Here is a 26,680-nt window from a genome sequence, read left to right on the forward strand (position 1 = left end):
TCCCATTCCGTCTGGATCAATAAATCTTATCTGATTATGATAGGCATAGTCGCTAGCACACCTGTTTTATTATAGATAAAATGGAACCTTCCTTCAGTTCATTGTAAAAATCTTCTGGCACATCTCCTAAAAAATCATTATACCTGATCAGGTTATCATAGTTAGACGCATATGTCGACCAGGCCTCCATATTTTCAATCTTCGGATCTATCTGGTTCCACCTTCCTATTTGCGGATCAAGATTCCTTGATTGAATATGTTAACCAACTGCGATCTAATTTCAGTTCCGGAAATTACATTTATACAGAAGTCACAACTCTATCAATAATTGGCGGACCACTACTATCCGATGAAAAAGGGGTATTGAACGATTGTGAATAAAAACACCTGTTTAGCCTAAGCATCATCATCTGTTAAAATACAACAAAATGCCAATTATCCCTCAGCGTCTAATACCGGAAATTTACAAGGATAAAGTTATTCAAAAACATATTTGGATAGGGCTAATCCTAATGATTACACAAATCACCGTATTCAAACTCTTCTATCCTTTTGCGGATTTTTTTTCAGATTCCTACAGTTATATTTATGCCGCTATCACTGGCCTGAACGTAAACCTATGGCCAATTGGGTACACGAAATTTATCTGGCTCTTTCACCATATAACCCATTCTGATACTGCACTGGTTGTATTTCAATACCTCTTGATACAGGGGGCGACACTATACTTGCTGTTTACGGTATTTTACTACTACCAGCCTGGAAAGACTGTAAAGCTGGTTGTGTATTATATCCTCATGCTCAACCCCCTGAGCCTATACCTGAGTAACTATATCTCCAGTGACGGGCTGTTTTTGGCCTTAAGCCTCCTATGGGCAGGACAACTCATCAGGATCATGCACAGGCCTACCATACTGCTAATGATGCTACATTCCCTACTGATAGTGATCGCCTTTACCGTGCGCTATAATGCCGTTTTCTACCCGGTTATAAGTGCCATTGCCTACCTGTTAACAAGTAAAAAACTGGCCTATAAGGCAACGGGAATACTATTACCAGTACTCCTGGTGGCCCTGTTCATCTCCTATACCAGGAACGAAACGCAGAAATATACCGGAACAAAGGAGTTTTCCGTTTTCGGTGGCTGGCAGCTGGCCAATAACGCACTATACATGTACCCTTTTATTGAGCTGCACGATGCACCACCAGCGCAGTGTGCAGGATTCCATCAAACAGTAATTAAATTTTTTGAGAAAGCGGGTGATCAAATGAAAAGCCTGAGCCCTGCAGATGGGGCCTTTTATCTCCGGGACCAAAGAGCACCACTGAAAGTATACCTGGCAGAAAGAATGGGCAACAAGGAAGACAGTACAGGTGGCATACAATCCTGGGGATCGGTCTCTCCCATATATTCAGCCTACGGATCTTTCCTGATCAGCGGTTATCCCTTCTCCTTCACACGTCATTTCATCTTTCCGAATTTTGGGAATTACTGGGTCCCCCCTTTAGAAAAACTCGAGGTGTACAATTTAGGCAGTAACAAAGTTTCTTCCATTGCCGGGTATTGGTTTGATTATCCCAGTAGCAATGTGAGAGTAGGTTCAGCAACTGTTCAAAAAGTAATTTTAGGTCTATTCCCGGTGCTATTTGGCGGCCTGAACTTTTTATACCTGATAACACTGATAGGTGTGATCAGAACTGGTAAACTTAAAACCACCTCACAATCCCTAAAGCTCGGAATTTTGCTGTTCACCTGTTTATTGATCGCAAACGCAGCATTTGGGATCCTGGCCTCTCCTATCGTATTCAGGTATATGGCCTTTCCTATGGTCATACTGATCATTTTTTCCGGTGTGTTGATGGAAAAATTAGACCTGAATGAAAAATAGCTGGAAAATGGATAACACTGTTTAGCCAGGATGAATGATATTTGCCGGATGAAGCGCAGATCGGGTAAGAAGAGAAGGCAAATATCATTTACCAAACACCAGCACCACGATGAAAATAATTAACCGGCTACTATGGATTGTTTTTGTAATCCCTTTTTTATCAGCAAACAGTCAGAACAGCTGGCCAAAAGAAAAGGCTGATGCCTGGTATAAAAAACAGGGATGGCTGATCGGCGCCAACTTTATACCTTCTACGGCTGTGAACCAGCTGGAAATGTGGCAAACGGAAACTTTCGACCTTCCAACCATCGATCGGGAACTTGGCTATGCAGAGAGCATAGGTTTTAACATCATGCGGGTATATTTACACCATGTTGCCTGGATACAGGACCCCAAAGGATTTAAAAAACGGATTAATGAATACCTAAAGATCGCTGACAAGCACCACATCAAAACAATGTTCGTTTTTTTCGATGACTGCTGGAAGGACAAATACCAGGGTGGTACCCAACCGCCACCTGTGCCCGGTGTCCATAACAGTGGCTGGCTGAAAGATCCTGGCAGCCGGATCGACTCAATGCCCCAGCTAATGGACACACTAGCTACGTTAAAGACATTTTAAAAACCTACCGGAAAGATCAGCGTGTGGCTGTATGGGATCTGTATAATGAACCCGGACACTTCGGACACGGCGAAAAAAGCTGGCCATTACTCAAAAACGTGGTAACATGGGCCAGATCAGTCAAACTCCGGCAACCCATTACTATTGGCGTCTGGAACAAGGATTTTACGGCTTTCAACAAATTCCAGATCGAGAATTCAGATGTGATCAGCTTTCACAATTATAGGGATAGCATATCTATGCAGGAGGCGATTGACAGCCTCCAACTTCGGGGCAAACCCCTGATCTGCTCCGAATACATGAAACGGGTTAACCAGAGCACATTTGAGGCGATAACGCCTATCCTGAAAAGGGAAAACGTAAGCGCTATCAACTGGGGGCTGGTAGCCGGCAAAACGCAAACTAACTATCCACAGGGTAACAAGGGCGGCGAGCCGGAACCTGCCGTATGGTACCACGACATATTCAAAAAGGACGGCAGCCCTTTTGCCCCTAAAGAAACCGCATTGATTAAAGAATTAACCGCCAGGTAATGAACGGTATACAGAAAGCATTAACTGTCCTGTGCGCACAATTGCTACCCATCATGCACGCAGCAGCTCAGAGCCAGGTAGCTATAAATGATGGCCCCTACCTCTTCTACGAAACAGGAAAACCCATTTTAAAAACCATCCGGGATAACCAGGTAGTCACATTTGCCAATCCCGATAATGTCGAAATCACCTTTAAAGACCATCCGGACTGGAATTTCGTTGTAGCTATAAAAGGCCAGCTGGACATTGAGCCGTCGGAATGGAAAAAGCCAGATGATAAACTATTGGTGATCTCCGATATTGAAGGAGAGTTTGAGGTGTTCAGGGCGCTCCTGCTTGCGAATAAGGTAGTAGACTCACAGTATAATTGGATCTACGGCAAGGGGCAGCTGGTCATTGATGGAGATCTTTTTGATCGCGGGTCACATGTAACGGAGTATTTGTGGTTGCTCTATAAGCTTGAACAGGATGCAACATCCAAAGGTGGTTACGTACATACGATTTTAGGAAACCATGATATCATGAATCTTAGCGGAGATCTCCGGTATGTATTACCAAAATACAAGGAAAGTGCACAGCTTATGGGAGTCGACTATATGCGGCTTTATGATGAAAATACTGAATTGGGCAGATGGCTTCGGACAAAGAATGTGATGGAGCGAATAGGCGATCAGCTGTTCATGCACGCCGGATTATCCCCCGAAATTCTCAAACTGCATTTATCCGTCCCTGAAATCAACGAAAAATGCAGGCCATTTCTAGCCACGCCCAAAAAGTCGCTACCGGATACAATGAAAGTATTCTTCGGCAAAGACTCGCCCTTCTGGTACAGGGGATATTTTATGGCACCCAGAGCTACCCTCACAGACGTTGACCTCAGTCTGAACTATTATCAATGCAAAAGAATCATCGTAGGACACACTATCCTGGACCGGAATATTGCACTGTACTACCGGGGCAAAGTACTGGGAATTGATGTTGATGCGCATAGTGGAAAATGCTCCGGAGCCTTGTTTAAGCATAACAGATGGTATATTATTAACGACAAAGGAATAGAAAAAAAACTCCGGTACAAAAAGGGAAATGATATCATTAAGGACAGTGATGTGTTATAACCAGCGAAGCTTCAGTAATTGAAACTGACACCTTCCTCTCCTCTTTATAAATCGAAAAAAAATCACTATTTCTTTTTCAACTGAGAATAAATTGCAGTGATCTTTTTTAGTTTTACATCATCGGGAAACGCCGACAGAGAAACTCAAAATAACTAAAAAGAAAAAGGAAACCTTCAAGAGAACATATTATAAAGTTCACCGCCAAATTTCCCATATGAAGTGGTTCAAAATTGCCATGCTTGTAAGTGCGCGCCTACTGGGTTATCTTGAGTATTATACTAAAAGTAACAGCGTAGTCTACTTTTATGCAAATAAAAGTGATGGCTACATCAAACTATTGGGAATGTCTGAACCGAATAGCATTAATTAATGCCAACAAAAAAACTCAAAATAACCGAAAGGGAAACCAGAAACCCGTAAAGTAACACCTTGAAAAACACGACAGCCCGAAAACATACATTTATGAAATGGTTTAAAGTGATTATGCTGCTTTGCAGCGCATTTCTCGGCTTCTCAAAAGCCTTCTCAGAAGCAAATAGAGTTACATACATATATGTCAACAAATGTAACCCGTATGTTAAACTCACTGGCCCGTTTGACGCTTCCAGGTGCTCGAATCCCAGCGCCAACCCCTGTTATTACACAATAACTACTGATTTGGGCCCAACTACAACCAAGGGAGCATTGGATGCCGCAGGAGGTACGCCAAGCTCACAAAAAAAATGCTACATCTAGAACATAGTGGCAAGATATTGCTCAACTAAAAGATGTTGTATCGTGTAGTTGCTGACAAACGATTCTCATTAAACAGCCAACAATTTTTTTTGGAATGAATTATTTGCTAATGCTTTTGCTATACACTTCTAGTATAGACAGGCAGGACACGTCAAAATGTGAACGATATCTTTATTCATATGACAGACCGGCTAATGCATATCTTCTTACAAATAATAAATATAGAGGCAAATCTGCTCCTGGGGGAAGTCATCCATTGTATTACGAGTCATTTAAAAACATTGGATTTTGGGCCAGTGAGGAAGAATTAATTAAAGCCAAAGCAAAGGCTAGTTGTCAAAAAGGATATACATATTAAATACAAGTCGAAGCCAGTAATAATCAAAGCTCAATAGCATCAATCTATGTTTTCGAAAAATGATATTGTTTACCGGGTATATTCTTCTTTGCTAGACCGCCTCGAACTTGACTATGACGAGGGAGAGCATTGGCTGATTCACGGCACATCAAATCTTCAACATAATTGGGTTTTATATATCTCAGTGAAAATTCCAATGGTCGCAGATATATTAAAACGGTTAATGCCAGTAATAAAGGGTTTTAACGTTCCTTTTCGGTTAATTAAAGACGATCAGCACGCCTATGCCTTGAATACAGGTGAATTGGATTTCGATGATATTGGGAAATTTATTACAATTTATACCCAATCCACGGAACAGGCAGTAGAAATGGTAAAGGCAATTGAACCGTTAACCGAAGACTATTTAGGAGCAGAAGTACAAAACTCCCTTCGAATAAGTAAAAATATATACGGACATTGGGCAACTACGTCAATCGAGCAAATTGAACAGGAGAATACGACGTTATTATCACTTGAAGTGCCCACAAAAGCAAGCATACCTTTCATTATAAAAAGAAAATACAGCAAACCTAAAAATAAAAAATGGTACGGCTGGCTGTATTTGAAGGACAAAGTATTACGCCCCGGCCCAAAAGGAGACGTATTCCTGGCTTATAGCCTGAAGGGATTAAAAATTAAAGAAGTGGTAATCAAAGAAGGAAGATTTAGTGTCTTTGAGGATTTTGCAGGGCGCGATATTAAAGATCGATTTATGTGGCAAAAAAAGGTTCTTTCTCAAATAGGTAGTCATGTACCTACTGCGAGATACCTGGACTATTTCACAGAAAAAGAAAATCATTATCTGGTTATTGAAAATTTAAAAGGAAAGCTATTACCACATAAAGTAGCCGAATTGAAGGATGGAGTATCATGGATCTATCTTTCCACAATAATTAAGCTAAAAATCTTAGACTATTATATCCAAATTTTATCAATTGTTACTAAGCTACATGAACTTGGCTATATCCATAGAGATATCCAGGACCACAACTTTATAGTTAACTCAGAGGATAAAGTCAGTGTGATTGATTTCGAATTAAGCTTCAATCTGGAAACAAATGAGCCAGAAATACCTTTCCTATTGGGAACATTAGGTTACGTGGCGCCGGAGCAATCTAACTTAGACAGACCGACAGAAAAAGTCGACATGTACAGTTTAGGTGCATTGCTTGCGTATCTAATTGTGGGTGAACATCCCTCCACGCTAATTCCAAAGGAGTACCCGGAAGTCCTAGAAAAAATCAATAAGTATTCTGACTCGATACTTATCACTACGTTGATTCATAGACTATTAAACCCTGATCCTTCTATTCGTCCGAACATGCTTGCTTTGAAATCTGAAATAAAAAAGTATGTAGAGGATCTCAAGGACGGGAAAATCAAAACAGGTCAAATAAACGTTCATCCATATGAAAACTAAAAAAATTCTTCAGGAACTATGCATTGCTATGCTAGTCATACTATTTGTATACACTGCCTCAATCAAACTAATGAAGTTTGAAGAACATAGTTTGGCAATGAAAGCCCAACCGTTATTACCATGGCTCCAAAATTTCTTAATTTATGCAGTCCCCTTTTCTGAAATTATCGCTGTAATTCTTCTTGCCATTGCTAAATTAAGAAGAGTGGGATTATTTTTAACTACAGCGCTTTTAATAAGTTTTACCGGTTATGTAGTTTTAGTTAATCTGAATTACTATGGAAGAATTCCTTGTAGTTGCGGTGGAGTAATCAGTTCATTTTCCTGGCAACAGCATCTGGTATTTAATATGTTTTTTGTGATCATCAGTGTAGTTGCTATATACCTGGATTATCAAATTGATAAAAACGATAATAAAAAGCAAAATCTCGGCTATTCAGGTGAACAAATATCTCTGCATTAAGCATATAATTTCCGGAGCTTTTAATTGCAGGATTCTTCACCGGACATGAATTCAACGGAAGACATGTTAACTAAATTATATAAAAATCGAAATATTCAACTCATCACAATACAACAATAGACTCCCAAAACCCTCTTCGGTTATTGTTACCTGAGACAAATAGGTATGTATCAAAATACCAGCAAAATTCTTAAGACGAATTCTTGTCAGGCAAATTATTAAATCTGCTAATACCAAAAATATGAACTACAAAAAATTATTGCTTGTATTTATCTCCGCTTTCATTGGTTTATCATCCGCGATTGCATTAGAGAGTCGGGTAACTTTTACATACGTCCAGATTTCCCCTAATTATTATATAAAGCTCCTTGGCGCATATAATCAATCCAAATGTACTTATAATGCGATATCGCCCTGCGAATACACAGTTGGAGTTGACCTGGGAATGACTGTAACAAAAGCAACGCTTACAGCAGCTGGAGCAAGAGGATATGGAGGCAATAAACTATATATTTAACAATAACTTAAAAACTGCGAAAATATAATGGGTTAATAATTTACCATTAACAAAGTTAATGGCTTCATATCAACTAAGTTATGAATTAATCCATTTCAAATTATACTTGCAAGTATCAAAAATTCAATTTCTCTTAACCATTTAAAACACAAAAAAATGAAAAGCGTAAAATTTGTTCTCGTGGCTGCTGCAGCCTTTGTTGGTTTATCATCTGCCATTGCTTCTACCAGTCGCGTAACTTTCAGATACGTACAGACTGCCCCTAACGTATACCAAAAGTTAGCTGGCACTTATGTTTCAAGCAAATGTTCTCAAAATGCAAGTCTCCCTTGCAGTTACACAACAACGATAGACCTTGGTAACAGTACTACCAAAGCTACCTTAACTGCTGCAGGTGCAACAGCAACCGGCGGTAACAAGCTGTATATCTAATCATTCCAATAACCTAGTGAGCAAATTGCTCACTAGGTTTCCATTGATTTACCCAAACAATAATACCGGATTGGCAAATTGCATCGGAATATATTATTGTTATAAAATCTTACTGGATAGCTAAGATTTGCTGAGTTCCAATTTTTTCAGTGATGAATTAAGTATATCAATAAACTTTTGAGTAAACCCTTCTCCGAAATTAGGATATGGCGGATTGCAATCCATTATCTTTCCCTCACTGTCAATAACCATTAAGAAAGGATAACCACTAATTGCATAGTATTTAACTATTTCATGGTCCTCTCCTTTTCCATTTGTATATAAGTTGATACTAACAGGATTGGTATAAATACCACTTCTCACAGAGCTTTTAAAAGTGCTCATTGTCTTATCTACGCTAATTGAAATAAAAACAATATTGGAATCGCCTTTGAACCTTGGCACAACCTCATCCATTCCGGTAGCAAGATGCGCGCATCCCGTGCATCCCTTAAAGAAAAAGTCTACTACTACTATTTTCCCTCGAAAATCTGACAATGAAAAAAAGTGACCTGTGGTATCCTGTAATCTGAACTCAAATGCCGGCATGCCAGCACCAAAAACAATCTGGCTTCTAGTCAAAATATCTTTACTAAACGGATCTAAAATCACTTTCAGTGCTTTATCTCTATAAAAATCAGTGGTATCTCTAAACGGAACAAATCCTAAAATAGAACCAGCAAGAACCCTATCTTTCAATACACCAACATAATTATTAACGATGTTAGAATAAAGAGTTTCAAAATGGGCACCAGTTCCACTTTCAAATCCACTTATTTCCGCCAGCAACATCTCCTTTTTTAATAAATAATCATAAAAGGAATAAGAAAACAAATCCACTTTATCAGGCATCTTTAGAAATCCACTTCTTAAAAAACTTTTCAAAAACTTAAAACATATTATCTTCTCATCATCAGAAGGACTCATCATTGCTGAATTTCTTATGAATGATATACGCATAAGCTCGATCTCCCAAATCACATTGCGCTGAATTATATCAAAGTCATGACTATCAATTCTATTTTTAAACTGATTAAGTATCCGTAATAATTTACTTTTATATAGATCATAATCCTCCATAATTATACCCAAATAAGCACTATCAATGTTGCCTTTCATATTAAATACCCGTGAAGTAAAATGAGTTTTCAATAGTTTAATCTGGCAATTGTACCGAGCAGCCTGTGGCCCTTCAAAATTCACTATTCCATTCCGAAGAGTCATAATCACATCATCACCTTCCTTTACAAATATTGGATACCCATCAAAGTTATGCATATATATATTCGGCACATTAAACCTAAGATATCCTTCTCTTCCAGAAAAGTTGATAACACTAGTTTTATTAATAACCCCAATTTCTCCCCCCTTAGTTTCGGAAATAGGCCAGTTGCCCACAAGTGAAACTCTGTTAAAAAAGTCGATCTGAATAGGTTGTCCAACTATCGTTGAATCATAATTTCTAATGCTAATTTGAATATCTTTTGCTGCAGATTCACCTACTGTAAATATGCAGGACAAAAAGAGAAAAAAATAAAGCCATATTGTCTTCATAATAAAAATTAGTTGTTAGGTTATCGTTTGTTTTGGGTATATGAATAAAATTGATCTGGCTCTCCGGATCGGCCCAAATATTGGCGAACTCCAGGAGGGGAACTCAGATATTTTCATCCACGCCCCTCCTAAGGGCATTGATGAGGGCAACAAAATATTTAAACCCTACAAGCGCTTTGTATGTGATCTTTTTGTGCTTATCAAATATCTAGCGTAGATTCTGCTGTATATGGCTCAAAGAAATCTCATCATCTGGAATTGGCATAACATACCTTGGGTCGTTTGGTGCCAGCGTAAAAACGGTAGACCCAATTACTCTTTTCAAAGTAATATTTGCTCCTTCCTTATTTAATCTCTTTATATCAGACCATCTTAATCCCCTCCAAATTAATTCCTTACGTCTTTCACTCACTATGGCATTTAAAATTTCTGTTTTTGATGTACCTGTCATGGGTTTATACGTGCCAGTTTTATACCGGTTAATCAACAAAGAATTGAGTGTTGATTTTGCCGCGTCCAATGAACCAGCCCTTGCCTGCCCCTCTGCCTTTAATAAATAAACCTCATCCACAGCAAGGCCTGTAAACGGGTAGCCACCTATTCCGTTATACCCACTTCTCATGGAATAATTTTCTTTATCAACGTTAAAAAAGATAGCTTTACGAAGATCATTTTGATCATACAGTCCTACCAAAGCAGTGTCAATTGTTGAACTACCTGAATTCACTGTTACCGCCTGGTAAGTTGTATTGGTAATAGAATAATAAACCAATTCAGTATTATAATTTGTAAAAGGCTCGTATGCTTCCGGATCAAGTGTATTATAATCGATTAAAGTACTATAAATTGATAGCGAACTATCAGCAGCCTGTAGAGATTTATCATAATTCCTCATATAATTATATACTCTTGCCAAGAGAGCAAAGCCTGCCGATCTTGAAGGCCTATTCAAATTTTTACTTGAAATTGCGATGGTAAATAATTTGATAGATGCTTCTAAATCAGAAATTATACGATCGTACGTTTCCTGAACAGTGGCTCGTTTTTGTACATCATTTATATCAGCTGTAAGCTTTAGTGGAACTCCCAAATCACTACTAGCCGTTGCCTGATCGTATGGTAACGCGAAAGCCTGAACCAGGTTAAAGTAATTATAACTTCTATTAAACAGTGCCCAGGCCTTAACGTAGGCACCTTTTTCACTTTCTTTTTCACCATTACTTAATTTTTCCCATCCCTCCAATACAACATTGCTATAGAAAATGGCTTTATACGGAGCATTCCATTCTGGAATTTCCTTCTCACCACCATAAATATCTTTATTCCATGTAAAGCAGTTTTTCTCTGTTTTCGAAAAAACAGCATCAAAACTTTCCTGTGTAGGGTAATAATATTCGTCCGCTGACATGATACCTGACGCCGGTGTACAAAAACTAAAGACATCTTGATTGTCTAATAGTTGTGTCATATCATCTAAGGTTGATGGGATGACAATGTTGGTATTGGGTTTTTTATCTAAAAAAGCACTTTTGGAACAGCAGCAACATACCAAAATAAAAAAGGTGGTGAGGAACATTTTTTGTATTAACATAAAGCCGGGATTTAAGATTTAGAGATTGACATTTATTCCTACTGCATAACTTCTAGGGTTTGGAACCAAATAATTGGCATTACCAGTATAATCCGGATCTAAACCTAATCTATTCGCCCGCCAAATTATTCCTAAGTTGCTTACATATCCGTATATCCTTAAATTCGTGAAAGAATATTGTCCGTGGCGAAATTTAAAATTATATCCCGCCTGAATATCCTGTAATCTGATATGGTCACCTTTCTCCACTAAGACCTCCGAACCGCGATAAAACTGATCTTTCTGATTATCGATTGGCCATTTTAAAGCGGGTACTATCGTTGAATTCTCATCTCCAATTTTTTGCCAGCGCTTATCATAGTCAGCCTGTCTGAATATAGAACCAGAACTTGTAAACGAGCCTCTCCTAAAATAATATCCGAGTTTATATGAAATATTAAAAGACAGATCAATTCCTTTATATGAAAAGTTATTTCTTAAACTCCCAAATACCGTTGGTGTGCCAGTGCCCATATATTTAAGGTTTGACAGATCTGTAGAATTCAAAATTCCATTGTAGTCTTTAGTTACTTTACCATCAATGTATCCCTGAGGGTCGCCGGTAGTATCCAAGCCCGCTGAAGGGTAAGAAAAAATAGAAGAATATGGCCGTCCTACTAATGGATTGGAAAAGTTCTGAGTGACATAATAATCATTCACGCCAGTTTGAAGCTTATAGGAGGTAATTTTGTCTTTGACTACACTTAATAGAAAATTCGTAGTCCAAAGTAAGGCACCTTTGGTATTTATACTATTAAGCGTGAAATCTAATCCACGTGTAAGCATATCTGCAGTATTACCTGTAAACTGGATAACACCTGTTTGTGCAGCAATCGGACTGTTTCCTATTAAATTGAGACCTTTTTTAGAGTATAGCTCTACACTACCAGAAATGCGGCTTGCACTGGATGCAAAATCGATTCCAATATTTATTACATGCACCTTCTCCCAGCTTAACTGAGGATTTGGAGCATTAATTATAGTTTGTTGAGGAGAATTATATATGTTCGTATAACCCATTGATTTAGCAGTAGTATACGCGGACAAATTTTTACTTAAATTACCATTATATCCATCGGTAACCCGAATACGCAAATAAGGCAAAAAACTTACATGATAAAATGCTTCTTTACTAATATCCCAGGACAGCCCCAAAGAATATAATGGTATACCCTTTTGATTAGCTTTAACGCCAAACAAATTTGACTCATCACGACGCGCACTTGCGGAAAATGTATACTTATATTGATAAGAATAGGAGGCATTAGCATAATAAGATACAAATCGGTCAGAGGATCCGTTTTGACCATAAAAATTAGGAATTCTATCACTCCCTCTTCCAATGGAATATGGAAAGATGGTAAAATAATCTACAGGCACACTGGTTGCGTTATCTGAATTATAACCATATAGTTGGTTTGTAATGCTAAAGGCATTATAATCTTTGACTTCAAAACCGCCTAAGGCATTCACTGCATGTTTTCCTGAAAAAATTTGGCTATAGTTCAATTGGGCCCTGCCAGTATTACTCTTATAATTCGTGTTCGTATTGGTTAATATCCCACCTAGAGGAATAGGATAAGTAATAATTCCTGTTGGATCAATCTGGCTAAATTGATTAATCAAAAGCCGGGTAGAATAAGTATTTTCATCATTCAACGTTGACTGGTTCACATTACCTTGTTGGTACTGATAATTTATTGCAAATGACACTACATTCTTATAAATCTTATAATTCAATCCAAGATTAATTCTATAGTCGGAAAGATCTGATTGGTTATTTTGGTTTAAACGTTCATCAAACGGATAGTAATTCCAATCCAGTAGTCCCTTATTACTTAATGCATCTTTACTGGCTTGTCGCCAGTCGCGAACTACAGGTAATGCTTTTCCGGAAGCATCAACAAGCTTTTCATACGGGTTTAACGCTACATAATTATTTGAATTCCCTTCAGTTTTGCTTTTTGTAAACAAGATTTCACTCGAAAATTCCAATCGCTTTTCTAAAAATTGAAATGTATTCCGCGCATTCAAAGTGAAGCGGTTGTAATCGTTAGGTATCTGACTAGCAAGATTCTTATCAAAACCGCCAGAAATATAGTATTGGTTATTCTCTCCTCCTCCACTTACAGATAACGCATATTGTTGATTAATTGCCTTACGGAGGAAATACTTACTATAATCGGATCTGTAATCAATATTGGATAACTGGTCCAGTTGGGCTTGAGCATCGGCATCACTAATTAAACCTTTTTTTCGTTTATCCAAAATATCTACAGCAGGTGACTGAACTGAATAAGGCGCAAAATTCAAAAACACATTATACTTTCCCTTATTAAAAAAAAACGTTTCCAATTCAATTGATTCCTTAGAACTCATCTGAGGTACAGCATAAATATCCGGTTTGTCAATGACATTGATATTTGTGTTAAAAGAAACCTTTGGCTTTTGGTTGCTCTTCCCCTTTTTTGAAGTCAATACAATAACACCGTTAGCAGCACGAACGCCCCAAATACTCGCTGCAGCTGCATCCTTCAGAATCGTGACTGATTCAATATCGTTCGGATTAATGTTTTGCAGATCTCCTTCGTATGGGAAGTTGTCCAGAACAACAAGCGGTTGCGTGTTGGCAAAGAGGGTACTTCTACCGCGTATGCTGATGGTAGGGTCACCACCATTATTAGGATCACCCCCTATTTTGTTTGCTTGCTTATTAAAAATCAAACCACTGGTAACACCGTCCAGACGACTTAAAACATCTGTACTCACGCTGCGGTTTAGTAATTTATTATCAACATACGCAAACGATCCCGTTGCTCTCTCCTTTGGCAACTTCTGATAACCTGTTGACACCACTTCCACCTCATTCAGGTCTTTCAAACCAGCAGACAATACAATATCCAGATTTGAGCGCCCCTCAACCGCAACTTCCTGCGGTTCAAAGCCGGTGAATGAAATTTGAAGTACTGAATGTACGGGCAGGTTAAATATTTTGAAAACACCAGAAACATCAGATGTGGTACCCAGTGGATAATCTTTAACCTTAACTGTTGCACCAGGCAAAGGCTGGCCTTTACTATCGGTTACTCTGCCAATGAAAGGTTTAAGGGTTGAATCGCTGCTGAGCACAACGTTGCCCAAAGCGTTTTTAGGTACAATTCTAATGGCTTTCTCATTCACATTTACATTCCATGAAACCCGTCGCTCATCGAGCAGCCGGTGCAGGACCTGATTAACGGGGGCCTTTGATACCCGAATGGTTTTTCGCTCGGCAGCATTCAGAATATTATTGCTGTAAAAAAAGACAAGCCCTGTCTGTGCCTGGATCTCCGTCAGGATATCTCCCAATGGTACATTAGAAAAATTCAGGGTGACCAGCTTATCATTATCGGCAGCTATTTTCTGAAAGCCGAAGGCTTGCTGTATTATTCCAATACAGAGTAGGGATGCAATAACATTGCGGAGTAAATGTCTATTCATTTTAATAAGCAGGTGTCAAGTTTACAATAGCGTAAACTTCAGTGCTCACTAACTACGGCTCTAAAATTTATTTATCGCTTTTCGGGGAAAAAAGCTGAAATGGACAATCATTATTTATAAAGACACTTGCCGTGAAGAAAAACTTCAAAAGAAAAATAAAAAAAATAAAAAAATATTTCTAATCTTCGCACCGCCACCAACCAATGTAGGGAATTGCAAATATGATTGTCACCTAAGAATGTACAGTGGATAAGGATTTAACCTTTTATTCAAAAAAAATTGTCATTTTTTGAATAAAATAAATCCAAAGTTTTTTTTGACTCGTAAATCTTGTAATGGGCTTCAACTCATCCAAACGACGGCTAAAAACTAAAATTTAACAAACTGGACAGATCACTCTATGTATCATCGGAGCAGGCAACCAAATGGGGATTTGGTCTGCACTCCGGCAAGAACTTAATTAAAACTAAAACTTACTTATCCGGCATCGTCAAAAACATCAGCGTAATGTTTAATTTTTGCTTTTCCTCAATTACCAGATAACCACCGGCCCATAATTTCAAAACAGATTGTCCTTACATCATGATAGCTAAAAGTCATGAAGATGGTTATTTACTACAACTGATCAGGGAGGGAAATGTTCCAGCCTTCGAAGAGTTATTTAGTAAACACCGGAAAGCGCTTTACATATATGCCCGGACTTTCATCAAAGATGAAGCTGCATGTCTGGAACTGGTTCATGATGCATTTGTGAACTTATGGAAAGACAGGCAGCATTTGGATAAGATCCAAAATTGCCAGTCATACCTATGTGTGGCGATTAAAAACCGCGCGCTCAATTATGTCCGGGACAAGCTGGTCCGGGAATCCCTGATCGTATTGGAAGAGGCTGATGAAATCGTCATGCCGGAAACCGCGATTGAAAAGATCCTGCTGAACAAGCTGTTGCGTGATGCAATTGCCTCCCTACCCTCTGCCTCTAAAAGAATCCTGGAAATGCGTTATTTCCAGGAAATGTCCTATGCTGAAATTGCTCAGGCGAACGAAATCAGTAAAAAAACCGTCGGTTCCCAACTGAACTATGCCATTAAGCTTTTGGGACTGCGGCTAAAAAATTTCAATCCTGACCTGGAACTGCCCTGAATACGGGCGTTACCGGAAATCAATACTTATGCTTACTTCCAAAGACTAAAAGAAATATGGGCAGTTTTGAAGATAGTGCTTTACCCAGGTGTCTATTCAATAGACACAATACTTCATGAAAAGCACAAATACACCAAAAATTAAAATAAAAAAAATATATAGTGGCTTTGAAGATTTTATTTCATACAAGTGTCTATATATAAGTGGACGGCTCCTATGCCCCCATTTCCTGTAAACTTCATGTGATTACGAATAATAAATATTGACGCGATTAGAAGGTTAATCGAAATCATGTGTTTAATTCCCGAGTATGAGGTTCAGAATAAAAGATGATATTGAATACGATTTTGCCAGACTTTGCGCAGGCACCCTCACTGAAAAGGAGGAACGTGCGCTGCTGGATCAAATCGCCACCGATAAACCTACCCAGGAGCGTTGGATAGAATTCTGTGGAAATTTCACGGAACAAGAGCTTTTAACCAACTTTCATAAAATCGATAATCCAACAATCTGGAAGCCATTTACACCCGAAGAAATCGATACACCAGTTCCTGAGTTAACCACCCATAAAAAATCGATCAGGTGGCTGCCTTATATTGGATACGCCGCCGCCATTTGTATTTCCATCATTGCAATCAAAAACTTACCTCGTCTGTTCACTCCTGATAAAACATCCATTATCAGCCTGAAAGACTCGCATGTTAATCCCAAAGGAGTTGTCCTGAAACTTGCTGATGGCCAGGAAATTGACCTCAGCAAGTCAACTCAAAGCATTGCATTAAAGGATGTACAGGTCGCTATTAAAGATGAAATACTCAGTTTCACCGGCGCGCAAAGTGGCACCAATACACTAAACGTCCCGGCTGGGAAACAAATCAGTATTAAATTAAATGACGGATCCCTGCTGCAGGTAAACTCCGGTACTACAGTCAAATTCCCGTTTACCTTCGGGCAAAGCCGGGAGATCAGCGTAACGGGCGAAGCATACCTGAATATTGCCAAAGATGCCAGGCGCCCTTTCGTGGTGCATACACCAGGAGGCGATGTGCAAGTGCTGGGAACCGAATTTAACCTGAACTCCTATGATGAGAAACATACTAAAGTTTCACTCATCAAAGGTTCCGTTCGGGTAGTGACGCAAACCTCGAAACTGGTCTTAAAGCCAGGTACAACAGCTACGATCAATCCAGATGCGGGAATTACTACAGAACAATCACAGAACGAAGTGGTATTGGGCTGGAAAAAAGGAAACTATTCCTTTAAAAACGCCGACCTCACCGAAATCAAAACCGTTCTGGAACGCTGGTATGGCGTTTCGGTAAGTATAGACAACCCAAAATTACTGGAACAAAAGTTCACCGGCGGAATCGATAAAAACGCAGATATTACCGTATTTCTAAATAACCTTGCTGCCGTAACAACGATAAAGTATAGCCTGGATGCCAATACTGTCAGGTTTAATTGAGATGATTATTGTTTGCATTTAACGAGTATATCATTAACCAATTTATCTATATGAGCCAGCACACCATTTCCGAATTTAAAGCTGTTTGTATTGATGAGGCCTCCATCCACCATGTGCCGCCGGCACTTATTGAAGTCATGCTCATCAAATTATTATTCAAAAGGGAGTCTAAATACCTGATCAGAGAATACCTGAAAGATGGTGCCCTGTACCGCCTGCTGACGAACCTTTATGGCCCGTTTACCGTATTATTGAATTTTGAGCAGCCCACCATTAAATTTGAAAATGGCTTTGTCATCGGCTCAAATTATGAAAAGAACAATATCCCGGCGAGCCGCTGGGAATCTCTGCTTTTCCATATTTACATGGAGATACAGCCTGAGGTAAGGGATCGCATCATCACCTCGTTAACGCAAAAGATTAACCAGGTCCTCTTTCCGGTTTGTGCGCTGAATTATAATTAACGGGCGTCTTTTTGTCCAAAAAACCAGGTAAAAGATAGCATTCCAAACCTGGTTAAGGGGTTTGTCCTGATATCCTCTATATAGCTTTCGCCGACATTCCTGCTCTGCGCATTCGTCTGATCAAACAAGTCATAAACCAATAGCTGTAAAGCTGCATTCTTTTTGAATAGTTGTTTGCCTATCATAAAATTAAAGATCAGCTGATCAGTGTTGTATCCCGGTTCCCTTCCGGTAGCCTGGAAGTAGTTAATTTTTGTTCCCAACTGAAAGCCTGACGGCAGGTTTATGTTTCCCTTTAAAGTAAAATAAAGGTCCAGGGTATTAATATCCGGTTGATAAAACCGGCCATACCGGTTGCCGTTATAAACCAGGTTAGTCATGGCCATCACGTCCCAGGCCTGTTTATGGCTATAATTAAAACTGACACTCTGAAGGCCCATTAAACGCTGGCTATTCAAAAGCATTCCATTATTCATACTGACCTCATTGCTCATTTTAAATAATGTATTAGCATTCAGGAAGGCATGAAGCCGGGTGATCGGGAAGGTATTGGAAATAACAATGGTTCCCGATATCGGACCATTGATATTTACCGGTGTAATAAACTGCCTGCCGAGGGTATCCAGGGTGGTATTCTCTGTAATCTTATCCCGCTGGAATTCTGCAGAAAGCTTCACCAGAAAACTCCGGGAACTAACCGGGTTGATGAATCTGTATGCTACACTCAGCTGGTCAGTGCGCGACGCACGCAGGTCCATATTACCTTTACTGATCAGTAAAGGATTGCTATAATCCGGAACAGGCAACAGCTGACTGGAAGATGGTGGCAATACCGTGGATGAATAATCCAGGCGTAACCGATGGGTGGGATCTATATTATATTTAATAACCAGGAAAGGCAGCAGTGAAGTTAACCGCTGCGTGGCTGATTGATTGAAATTGAGGAGACGGCTGTCCTGAGCGTTAAGGAATAGGTTCAGACCAAGCGAATAATCCAGGCGTTTCCCCTCCTTTCTGTAACCAAGTCCCATATTTTGAATGTAGCTTCCGGCACGTTGATCAGCAGAGAGACTATCATTCTGTATGTCGAAATGCTGTTTAAGCGGATCAAAATCAAATACATCTTTCTTATTGCGGTCCAGGTGACTGGAAAATAAGTAGCTGAAGTCCAGGTACTGCCCCTTAGCTAATGGATGAGCATATGTTGCTATAAATTGCACGTCATTTGTCTTATTCAGCTGCTTATTGTATAAATTAAAACTATCGGTACGCGCTTGTCCATCGCCTCCGGTATACAGCGTTTGAGAGTGGTTATAAGGGGCTCCGGATAACCGGCCCATGCCGTATTCCAACTGTAGATTTAAGGTCTGCCCCTGCCGCTTAAATTTGCGGGTATAGATCAACTGGCTGTTATACTGGAAATTATTGCTATGCTCATTGGCTCCTGAACTACCGGAATTCATCAGATATCCCCTATCACTTCGGGATTCATAATTACTTTGCTGCTCATTGTCATTCCGGCCAAATCCCAGCTGATTGCGTAAAATAAGCGTGGACAAGCTATCCAATTGATAGGTAAGATTCAGCGTAAGGAACTGGCTTTGCGCATGCAGATGGGACACCTGATCCTGTTGGGTAGTAAAACTGGAATCTGGCAAAGTATTCCGGCGGGTAGATTCACTTTGAATGTTAGTGGTATTATCTGAAACGCTGAATGAAGTCTCCACGCTGAGTTTAGGGGAAATCACCTGGTTATAATTGACACCGGCGTTCCAGATTTTGGAGCGTCCATTATTCCCCATTGGATCGAGGTTCCGGTCAAAACCGTTTACATCATTGGCCCCACCAATAATGCTGATCTGCTGGTCTGCATTCAACCGGTTTAAACTCAGGCCTCCATTATAATGTCCTTCCGTGCCTATTCCTGCCGAGGCCGAGCCGTTCCACGCATTATAACTGCTTCTTTTAATGACCAGGTTAATAACCTTCTCAAACTTATCTACCCTTGAACTCCGCGCATCCGTTTCCTCAGGCACCCGGTCAATGATCTGTATCCTTTCCACCAAACCTGATAACAGATATTTGCTCGCCATCCTGGTATCATTTCCAAAATACCCCTTCCCATCTATAAGCACCGTTTTTACCAGTACGCCGTTAACTTTTAAGGCCCCATCCGGCATCACCTCTACACCCGGAACTTTACGCATCAGCTGCGCCAGGTTGTCCTGCGAATTAGTCTTAAATGCAGCGGCACTATAATCCAGCGTATCTTTTTTTACTTTAACGGGAGGCGGGGTTTGTATAATCTTAACTTCATCCAATGTGACGCCATTCTTTACCATATACAAATCTCCCAAAGCCGTTCTGAGAGAATCTTTACTTAAAGATATACGCTTCATTACCGGCTGATACCCTAAGTACCGTATATATACTTGATAAGAACCAGGCCTGATAGCCGGAATCGAAAACCGGCCCGCTACATCGGAAATTGCCTGATATGGCGTATTGGATGAATCTGCATTCAAAATAGAAACAGCCGCTCCAAACATAGGCATTTTGGAACCCGCTTCTAAAATCCGACCTGTAAGTAATACTTTCTGCTCGTTTTGGGATTTAGCACAAACAGTGGACAAAACCAACAGTATTAAAGTTAGCAGAGGTTTCATGCCGGCGTTTTACATAGTCTGTTAAGATCGTAAAACTTAGCGCAACCGATCTGCAGTATGGGAAGCCCTGCCTGAAGTTATACCCCTCCATTCGATTCTTTAAACACATCTGAATATATCCCGCTCATGGTAAACCCAAAAGGATAGTAATGACTCTTCCTTTCTCATCATCAAACGAGTCATTAATTATTGCTATCATAAGCATCTAATAGCTGTTTTATCCCACTATCCCAAGATAGTGTCGTATGCAAATAATACTCGGAAGTTATCTTTATCATATCATTCATATCATACACAAAATGACTTATTATTACATCATCCTTGTTAAAACCTTTTTTCAAATTTACAAGAAGATTACTTAATGGCTCTCGAAGCCTGTGAGATGTGATCTTAATTACTTTATTCTGATACCAGCCGTCAAGTAAATAAGTATACAATTCTACAAAGTAGCAAGTAGCCGCTGATTGTAATAATCCTTTACATTATCGTCTTTTGACATAACTTTTTGCCTTTCCAGGGAAGCTATCGTTGCCTGGTTCCATTTAACAACGAAGGAATCTATCTTCTTAAACGAAACCCGTCTGCATTTGTTATCGCCGTAGTATGATCTGAACCATCATTCAAATTAAGTGGGTTATGCCTTACACTTGAGTTGGTACCCTTGCCATTTTTTCCATCCTTATCAACATTTCCCATTTCAACCATCAAAGTTACTTTTACCCTTTGAGCGGTAACTGTTCCTGCTACTGACAATAATGACTAAGGTTTTGATATACCAATCCCAACATTTCCGCTATTTATTAGAGTGAGCCCCGGATTACACAATCCGCCACCACACCCCTGGTTATCATATGAATTATATTTCTTCCAACTCTGCGGATAATTCGCGGCTTTAAGTGCATTTGAAGATATACTACTCATGGTGAGTCCATAGGGATGGTAATCTGCCTCCTAATGAGAACTTCACAAATCAAAATAATACTCTATTTCTAACAGGTGCTAACAGTGTACTCTCAATCAGATTATCATTTGTCAGTCTTCCTTCTGGATAATAATTTGAATATCTGATAACTCCATTTTTTATCATTGTTACTATCACAACATCATCATTTACCCCCTGCGTAGTATCTGCTACTCTTTGTGTCTCAAATTTTCTCCATTTCGTTGCTAAGTTATCGATCTTCACATTTGTGCCGAGATCTTTAATCCATTTTTCGCCAATCAGAAGAAATCTTACAATATCTACACTATTGGTTGCAGTGTTTAAAGACAATACATAGTTACAGATCCGGACCCTCTCTCCAGATTCATTCGCCTCCACAACGTAAATTTCATCACCACAATTGTGATAATAAGAATTAAAGGCGCTTAAGAAAAGATAACGCACTGACCTACGATTAATTGTTGTTATATTTTCAATCTCTATATAGCCTCTAAATGCTGAATCCTCATTCAAATAAAGCGCTTCTACCGATTTATCTGTAGCTACTTTTATCTGATTTTCTATAGACTGAATCGTGGCCTTATTCCATTCTATAAATAATGAATCTGTATGTCCTAACTTTACATTCTGAGCAATCAGAATAACCGGAAGAATAAGGATAAACATTATATAGATAAATATCTTATATCTCATTTTCAAACGCATAATTATATGGTGAGTGTCTACGCATCATATCAGCTAAAGGATCTATCACATGCCATCTCCCTATTTATACATCATACATCCTTGCTCCATAATCGTACAATTTAAGTCCTGAGCCATCTCCAAACTCCTTACTCTGCAGTTCTTTTCCGTTGTATTTTATGCGATTTTCAGAGCAGTTACTCCCTTTCAACGCATTCGAACTTATCCCTGCCATCGTCAGTCCAAATGGATAACAACATATCTCCTTCTAATTGCAAAACATAAGCCCTGAATAAACTTCAAAAATATCACCATCTACAATCTTAAACATAAATGTTTGTACTGTCCCGGAGAGCTCAACACCACCTTTCCCTATAAGGACACCATAGCTGTTCGCCAATTCGGCGAATAACACTCCTGAGCAGAGCTGACTTATCAGTAATACATTCCCACTATTCTTCTTATCAAAATAAACCGAGGTACTATCAACCTCAATAGGACAATAGCTATTTAGTTTATTAGATACTTCTTTCAAAGAATCTTCTACCATTCTAACCAATGGTTCTTTACTTAAGAAATCATTCCTATGGTTATAGCCAAATCCCTTAACATAATTTCTTCTAATTACATCCTCAGATATTGATGAAAGAGTAAAAGCTATTTGTCGAGGTAAATGAACAATATTACTCTTACCTGTTGTTTTTTTTATATAAGAAATGACTTTAGCGCTCAAGCTATCTTCAATTGATTTAGCAAAACAAACATTGATGTTAGAAATCAATAGTATAGTAATAAAACTCACTAGTAGTAGATTACGCATAACTCATTTAAGTTTAATATTCGACATTGTTTCTCTCCTTTTTTTCTTCTCTTCTGCCGACATAGGAATATCCATTATATAAGCCCGCCTCCGGCCACCTGGAGTTTACTAAACCCATCATCCAGAGTACCCAATACGAGACGGTTGGTAGTCTTATTCCCATTTGTAGTTACGGTTTGTAAATCCTGCGCATGAACGCCTACAATAATAAAACCAAGGGCGATGGTAAACAAACATTTCTTCATAGGTATATTAAAAATTTCCGGCTTTAAAAGTAATTTATTTTTCTGGCCAAAAGTATTTTTAATAAAAAAACCTGAAACCTCACGCAAAGCGTCAGATTCCAGGTCTTGTCGTGATCCTGTAGCACAGAAACCGAACTACTTACTGAAAAGTATACCTCACCCCCACCTGCATCTGTACCCGCGAACCAAAGTAATCCACACTATATGGTTTTCCGGGATCGTCAAAAATAAATACCGGATAATTGTCTTTATTCTGCTGCGGAGGAAATAACACCGGTGTCAATCCCACACTGCTGGTGGAATTAAAGGTATTGGGAGAAAAATACTGAATACCCCAGCTCTTGTTAAGCAGGTTGGTCAGGTTCATCACATCTGCCGTGATGGTAATAAAACGTGACTTGTTCTTGCTTACAAACAGGTCATGCGCCACATGCAGATCTGCCTGAATATTCCAGGGTGTACGGCCTTCATTACGCTCCGTAAACCGTCCTCTCCTGCTGTTCAGATATTTATTATCATCTATGAAACGGTTAAACGCATCGGCCTGTTGCTCCACCGTTTTTTCCGGGAGATCTTTAAAGTAACTGACCGCCTCGCCACGCTGCGGTATATACACCAGGGACACCTGTTGTGGCAAACCCTGTATACTATTGTTAACAATACCATAGGTAAAAGGACTGCCTGACTGTGCACTAAAGAACAGGCTGATATTGGTTTTCCCGGCAGCCTTCCATTCCTGGTTATAGCTGACACTGGCAATGATACGGTGACGTATATCAAAATTACTATGCGATAAAGCCGGATTATTCGGTACCATCGCCTGGTTCAGCTGCCAGTTACTTTCCATGGAGTTACGCACGCCGTTGCTCAGGTCTTTTGATTCGCCATAGGTATAAGATGCGCTGGCTTCCCATTTTGTACCAGCACGTTTGCTCACTGTCCCGGTAACACTATACCTGTAGCCCTGATTGGTGTTGCTTAGTAAATAGGTATTGGAGAAACGGGGATCTACCGTTCCGCTATACACCGGCTGTTTTCTGGCGGTATCATAACCAAACCAGTAGGGATTATCTTTTGTATTGAGCTGCTGAAAAAGAACATCTTTTATATTGCGCGTATACATGGCTTCTACTGTGAAGCGCCAGTCGTTCACCGCTTCATAATCTATCCCTACACTGGTACGCAATACCTGTGGCAATACAAAATGATTATCTACCAGGTCCACCTGTGTTTTACCACTGTTGGGGTTATTGATAACGGCGCCATTCTGTTCAATGAAACTTCCGATCCCATTGGGCCCTGGTCGGATTGCATCGCTACCGGGCGTAAAAGGTTTCTGGTCGGCACGCTGATCAAATGCGCCATAACTATCGCCGGTATTGTAGTAGGCATAAGCCAGCCATGCAAAGGGTATGCGGCCGGTAAAGAGCCCGGCACCACCCCGGAGTATCAGGCTCCGGTCGCCCAGCACATCATAGCGAAAACCTATCCTGGGAGATATCTGCACGCTATTCAGAAAATTATTTGTTATCCTGTTCAATGGCGTGTAGGTGTATGTCGTACCAAATTTGGGATCCGTCAGTATATCTTTCACTTTATCGCTGAGCACAGGAGCAGTTGGCAAATGCGTGAAGTCGGCACGCAACCCGGGCGTTACCTGCAGACGGTCACTCACCTGGATTTCATCCTGCAAATACAGGCTGTACATATTCACATTGAACTTTGCAGCAGGGTGCGACAGGATATAATCGCGCGTGTTATTGATGTAGTTGTAACTACCCCGCACACGGAAAGGATTATTAGCTATAAAATCATCTATGCTTGAATAATCTACCCGGCCATTCCAGCTATTCACAAACCCATAGCGGATATTGTACAACTCATTATGTGTACCGGCCAGGATCTTATGACGACCAGCTACATAGTTTACATTGGCGGTAAACTCCCACGTTTGCTGACGCATATTAAAGATACTGGCTTCCCGGTCTGTTCCCAGATAGATCGTTGTGCCAGGTGCGCGCCCCATGATCTGTACCTGCGGCAGCGAAGGATCGCTCAGCGGGTCACGTTTATCATTCACCATCGTAAACCCTGCCACCAGATTTCCGGATAACCTGTTACTGAAACGGCTTTTGAGCTCCGCTACCGTGCTGCTCTGGTTATTCGTTTGTTGGAAAGCCATACTGCTGAAACGAAAATCCTGCTGATCACGGTCCATATGAGTGGCTTTGCTCAATATGGTATTGTTACGGATCGCCAGCTGATGTTTGTCGTTGATATTCCAGTCCACCCGGTTAAAAAACTTCTGTGACCTGTTCCAGTTATTATACACCCCTGCTGTACCTGCATCAAAGATATCGCCATAGCGGTTTTTCACGGTGGCGGCAATCGTCGTTGCATCTTCTTTACTCAGGATGCGCGCCGTTTCCGGTATCCCGGCAGATAGTTGCGATGGATCCTGCCGGCTGGTGATTTCTTCATTACTGAAAAAGAACAGTTTATTTTGAATGATCGGGAAACCTACGCGGAAACCAGCCTGGTATTCATGAAAATCGCTGTTCATTTTTCCAAGACTACCCACACGGTCTTTTCCGGTGATGGCGGCGTTACGACCAAATCCATACACCGAGCCGCTGAAACGGTTGGTACCGCTGCGGGTAACCGCATTCACAGAACCACCGGTGAAGTTGCCGATCTTTACATCATACGGAGCCAGGTACACCTGCATATCCGCTATGGCATCCAGGGAAACCGGGTTGGTGCGGGTGCTGCTGCCGGCCATGCCGGAGGTACCTGTCTGCCCTCCCAACGAAGGACTGAAACCTATAGCATCATTGTTAACCGCCCCGTCGATCGTAACGTTGTTGTAACGGAAATTGGTGCCACCGAAACTGTTATCCCGGCTCCCCTGGGGCGTGAGCCGGGTAATATCTGTGATACTGCGGCTAACCGTAGGCATATTGCGTATCTGCTGACTGCTGATATTTTTTCCCGTACCATAATTATCCGTACGGGCTTTCCCGTTATACGCCGCTACCGTCACCGCATTTAACTGCCTGGAACTTCCTTTCAGCACCAGGTCGAGCTGTAAGCTGCCACCCAGGCGGATAACAACATCTTCCCTGGTATCCACTCCCATCCCCATCATCGTGGCCGTAACGGTATAGGGGCCTCCGATACGGAGATTGTTCAAAAAATAACGACCATCTTTACCGGCCATCACCCCATATTTTGTACCTGTGGAAGTATGCAGCGCCATAATGGTTGCTCCTTCCATAGGGGCGCCTGTCGTATCTGTTACACGGCCGCTTAGCGAACCGCCTGTTTCCTGTGAAAATACACTTAAAGGAAACTGTAAGAGCAAAAGTAACCCGAGCGTCCATCTGAACGCAGATCCCGATATTTTCTTCATACCTGTATT

19 protein-coding genes are annotated in these 26,680 nt (G+C 40.3%); 11 read left to right on the forward strand and 8 right to left on the reverse strand.

Features of this window, described 5'->3' with window-relative positions:
• Nucleotides 1-923 precede the first annotated feature (923 nt).
• The 8 genes from BMW79_RS21530 (at nucleotide 924) to BMW79_RS21570 (ending at nucleotide 8,126) form a co-directional block, all read left to right on the forward strand.
• A complete protein-coding gene (locus BMW79_RS21530; protein ID WP_143059244.1) occupies nucleotides 924-1,889 on the forward strand; it encodes a hypothetical protein in 966 nt (321 codons plus the stop codon).
• A gap of 109 nt (nucleotides 1,890-1,998) precedes the next feature.
• Nucleotides 1,999-2,511: a hypothetical protein gene (locus BMW79_RS34125; RefSeq protein ID WP_218150402.1), complete on the forward strand. Its 513-nt coding sequence runs from the start codon at nucleotides 1,999-2,001 to the stop codon at nucleotides 2,509-2,511.
• On the forward strand, nucleotides 2,505-3,044 hold the full coding sequence (locus BMW79_RS34130) for a cellulase family glycosylhydrolase (protein WP_407641647.1): 540 nt from the start codon (nucleotides 2,505-2,507) through the stop codon (nucleotides 3,042-3,044). The genes BMW79_RS34125 and BMW79_RS34130 overlap by 7 nt, the downstream gene beginning before the upstream one ends.
• On the forward strand, nucleotides 3,044-4,159 hold the full coding sequence (locus BMW79_RS21540) for a metallophosphoesterase (protein ID WP_089897980.1): 1,116 nt from the start codon (nucleotides 3,044-3,046) through the stop codon (nucleotides 4,157-4,159). Before BMW79_RS34130 ends, BMW79_RS21540 begins: the two co-directional genes overlap by 1 nt.
• Nucleotides 4,160-5,298: 1,139 nt before the next feature.
• Entirely contained in the window at nucleotides 5,299-6,714 is a 1,416-nt protein-coding gene (locus BMW79_RS21555) for a serine/threonine protein kinase (RefSeq protein WP_089897986.1), read from the forward strand.
• Nucleotides 6,704-7,177 carry a MauE/DoxX family redox-associated membrane protein gene (locus BMW79_RS21560; protein ID WP_089897988.1) on the forward strand — a complete coding sequence of 158 codons (474 nt, stop codon included), beginning with the start codon at nucleotides 6,704-6,706 and terminating at the stop codon, nucleotides 7,175-7,177. Before BMW79_RS21555 ends, BMW79_RS21560 begins: the two co-directional genes overlap by 11 nt.
• Before the next feature lie 241 nt (nucleotides 7,178-7,418).
• Nucleotides 7,419-7,694 (forward strand): hypothetical protein, encoded by a 276-nt coding sequence (locus tag BMW79_RS21565; protein ID WP_089897990.1) that lies wholly within the window; start codon nucleotides 7,419-7,421, stop codon nucleotides 7,692-7,694.
• 156 nt (nucleotides 7,695-7,850) lie between these two features.
• Nucleotides 7,851-8,126, forward strand: coding sequence for a hypothetical protein (locus tag BMW79_RS21570; protein ID WP_089897992.1), 276 nt, complete (start codon nucleotides 7,851-7,853; stop codon nucleotides 8,124-8,126).
• Between the two features lie 120 nt (nucleotides 8,127-8,246).
• Here BMW79_RS21570 and BMW79_RS21575 read toward each other — a convergent pair whose 3' ends face one another.
• The 3 genes from BMW79_RS21575 to BMW79_RS21585 form a co-directional block, all read right to left on the reverse strand.
• The gene (locus BMW79_RS21575) at nucleotides 8,247-9,719 is read right to left on the reverse strand and encodes a peroxiredoxin family protein (RefSeq protein WP_089897994.1); all 1,473 of its coding nucleotides are present in this window, start codon (nucleotides 9,717-9,719) and stop codon (nucleotides 8,247-8,249) included.
• A gap of 208 nt (nucleotides 9,720-9,927) precedes the next feature.
• On the reverse strand, nucleotides 9,928-11,310 hold the full coding sequence (locus tag BMW79_RS21580) for a RagB/SusD family nutrient uptake outer membrane protein (RefSeq protein ID WP_089897997.1): 1,383 nt from the start codon (nucleotides 11,308-11,310) through the stop codon (nucleotides 9,928-9,930).
• Nucleotides 11,311-11,328: 18 nt separating this feature from the next.
• Nucleotides 11,329-14,829, reverse strand: a complete 3,501-nt coding sequence (locus BMW79_RS21585) for a SusC/RagA family TonB-linked outer membrane protein (RefSeq protein WP_089897999.1) — start codon at nucleotides 14,827-14,829, stop codon at nucleotides 11,329-11,331.
• Between the two features lie 582 nt (nucleotides 14,830-15,411).
• Between BMW79_RS21585 and BMW79_RS21590 the strand changes: the two genes are divergently transcribed.
• The 3 genes from BMW79_RS21590 (at nucleotide 15,412) to BMW79_RS21600 (ending at nucleotide 17,901) form a co-directional block, all read left to right on the forward strand.
• Entirely contained in the window at nucleotides 15,412-15,972 is a 561-nt protein-coding gene (locus BMW79_RS21590; RefSeq protein WP_089898001.1) for an RNA polymerase sigma factor, read from the forward strand.
• A 310-nt stretch (nucleotides 15,973-16,282) separates the two neighbouring features.
• Nucleotides 16,283-17,437: a FecR family protein gene (locus tag BMW79_RS21595; protein WP_089898003.1), complete on the forward strand. Its 1,155-nt coding sequence runs from the start codon at nucleotides 16,283-16,285 to the stop codon at nucleotides 17,435-17,437.
• Between the two features lie 50 nt (nucleotides 17,438-17,487).
• On the forward strand, nucleotides 17,488-17,901 hold the full coding sequence (locus tag BMW79_RS21600; RefSeq protein WP_143059245.1) for a hypothetical protein: 414 nt from the start codon (nucleotides 17,488-17,490) through the stop codon (nucleotides 17,899-17,901).
• Here BMW79_RS21600 and BMW79_RS21605 read toward each other — a convergent pair.
• The 5 genes from BMW79_RS21605 to BMW79_RS21625 form a co-directional block, all read right to left on the reverse strand.
• Entirely contained in the window at nucleotides 17,898-20,567 is a 2,670-nt protein-coding gene (locus tag BMW79_RS21605; protein ID WP_089898007.1) for a TonB-dependent receptor, read from the reverse strand. The genes BMW79_RS21600 and BMW79_RS21605 overlap by 4 nt on opposite strands.
• A 970-nt stretch (nucleotides 20,568-21,537) precedes the next feature.
• Nucleotides 21,538-22,203, reverse strand: a complete 666-nt coding sequence (locus BMW79_RS21610) for a hypothetical protein (protein ID WP_089898009.1) — start codon at nucleotides 22,201-22,203, stop codon at nucleotides 21,538-21,540.
• A 259-nt stretch (nucleotides 22,204-22,462) separates the two neighbouring features.
• Nucleotides 22,463-23,014 (reverse strand): hypothetical protein, encoded by a 552-nt coding sequence (locus BMW79_RS21615; RefSeq protein ID WP_089898011.1) that lies wholly within the window; start codon nucleotides 23,012-23,014, stop codon nucleotides 22,463-22,465.
• 74 nt (nucleotides 23,015-23,088) lie between these two features.
• On the reverse strand, nucleotides 23,089-23,259 hold the full coding sequence (locus BMW79_RS33930; RefSeq protein ID WP_177192277.1) for a hypothetical protein: 171 nt from the start codon (nucleotides 23,257-23,259) through the stop codon (nucleotides 23,089-23,091).
• A gap of 139 nt (nucleotides 23,260-23,398) precedes the next feature.
• A complete protein-coding gene (locus tag BMW79_RS21625; RefSeq protein WP_089898015.1) occupies nucleotides 23,399-26,671 on the reverse strand; it encodes a TonB-dependent receptor in 3,273 nt (1,090 codons plus the stop codon).
• Between the last annotated feature and the right edge of the window lie 9 nt (nucleotides 26,672-26,680).

This window comes from Chitinophaga arvensicola (assembly GCF_900110835.1).
Taxonomy (GTDB): Bacteria; Bacteroidota; Bacteroidia; order Chitinophagales; family Chitinophagaceae; genus Chitinophaga; species Chitinophaga arvensicola.

Coding starts and splice junctions, on each gene's coding strand:
- BMW79_RS21595 (WP_089898003.1), top strand. CDS start 16,283: ATGAGGTTCAGAATAAAAGATGATATTGAATACGATTTTGCCAGACTT.
- BMW79_RS21565 (WP_089897990.1), top strand. CDS start 7,419: ATGAACTACAAAAAATTATTGCTTGTATTTATCTCCGCTTTCATTGGT.
- BMW79_RS33930 (WP_177192277.1), bottom strand. CDS start 23,259: ATGAAGAAATGTTTGTTTACCATCGCCCTTGGTTTTATTATTGTAGGC.
- BMW79_RS21580 (WP_089897997.1), bottom strand. CDS start 11,310: ATGTTAATACAAAAAATGTTCCTCACCACCTTTTTTATTTTGGTATGT.
- BMW79_RS21530 (WP_143059244.1), top strand. CDS start 924: ATGCTACATTCCCTACTGATAGTGATCGCCTTTACCGTGCGCTATAAT.
- BMW79_RS21555 (WP_089897986.1), top strand. CDS start 5,299: ATGTTTTCGAAAAATGATATTGTTTACCGGGTATATTCTTCTTTGCTA.
- BMW79_RS21615 (WP_089898011.1), bottom strand. CDS start 23,014: ATGCGTAATCTACTACTAGTGAGTTTTATTACTATACTATTGATTTCT.
- BMW79_RS21540 (WP_089897980.1), top strand. CDS start 3,044: ATGAACGGTATACAGAAAGCATTAACTGTCCTGTGCGCACAATTGCTA.
- BMW79_RS21625 (WP_089898015.1), bottom strand. CDS start 26,671: ATGAAGAAAATATCGGGATCTGCGTTCAGATGGACGCTCGGGTTACTT.
- BMW79_RS21575 (WP_089897994.1), bottom strand. CDS start 9,719: ATGAAGACAATATGGCTTTATTTTTTTCTCTTTTTGTCCTGCATATTT.
- BMW79_RS21605 (WP_089898007.1), bottom strand. CDS start 20,567: ATGAAACCTCTGCTAACTTTAATACTGTTGGTTTTGTCCACTGTTTGT.
- BMW79_RS21560 (WP_089897988.1), top strand. CDS start 6,704: ATGAAAACTAAAAAAATTCTTCAGGAACTATGCATTGCTATGCTAGTC.
- BMW79_RS21590 (WP_089898001.1), top strand. CDS start 15,412: ATGATAGCTAAAAGTCATGAAGATGGTTATTTACTACAACTGATCAGG.
- BMW79_RS34125 (WP_218150402.1), top strand. CDS start 1,999: ATGAAAATAATTAACCGGCTACTATGGATTGTTTTTGTAATCCCTTTT.
- BMW79_RS21610 (WP_089898009.1), bottom strand. CDS start 22,203: ATGAGATATAAGATATTTATCTATATAATGTTTATCCTTATTCTTCCG.
- BMW79_RS21570 (WP_089897992.1), top strand. CDS start 7,851: ATGAAAAGCGTAAAATTTGTTCTCGTGGCTGCTGCAGCCTTTGTTGGT.
- BMW79_RS21585 (WP_089897999.1), bottom strand. CDS start 14,829: ATGAATAGACATTTACTCCGCAATGTTATTGCATCCCTACTCTGTATT.
- BMW79_RS21600 (WP_143059245.1), top strand. CDS start 17,488: ATGAGCCAGCACACCATTTCCGAATTTAAAGCTGTTTGTATTGATGAG.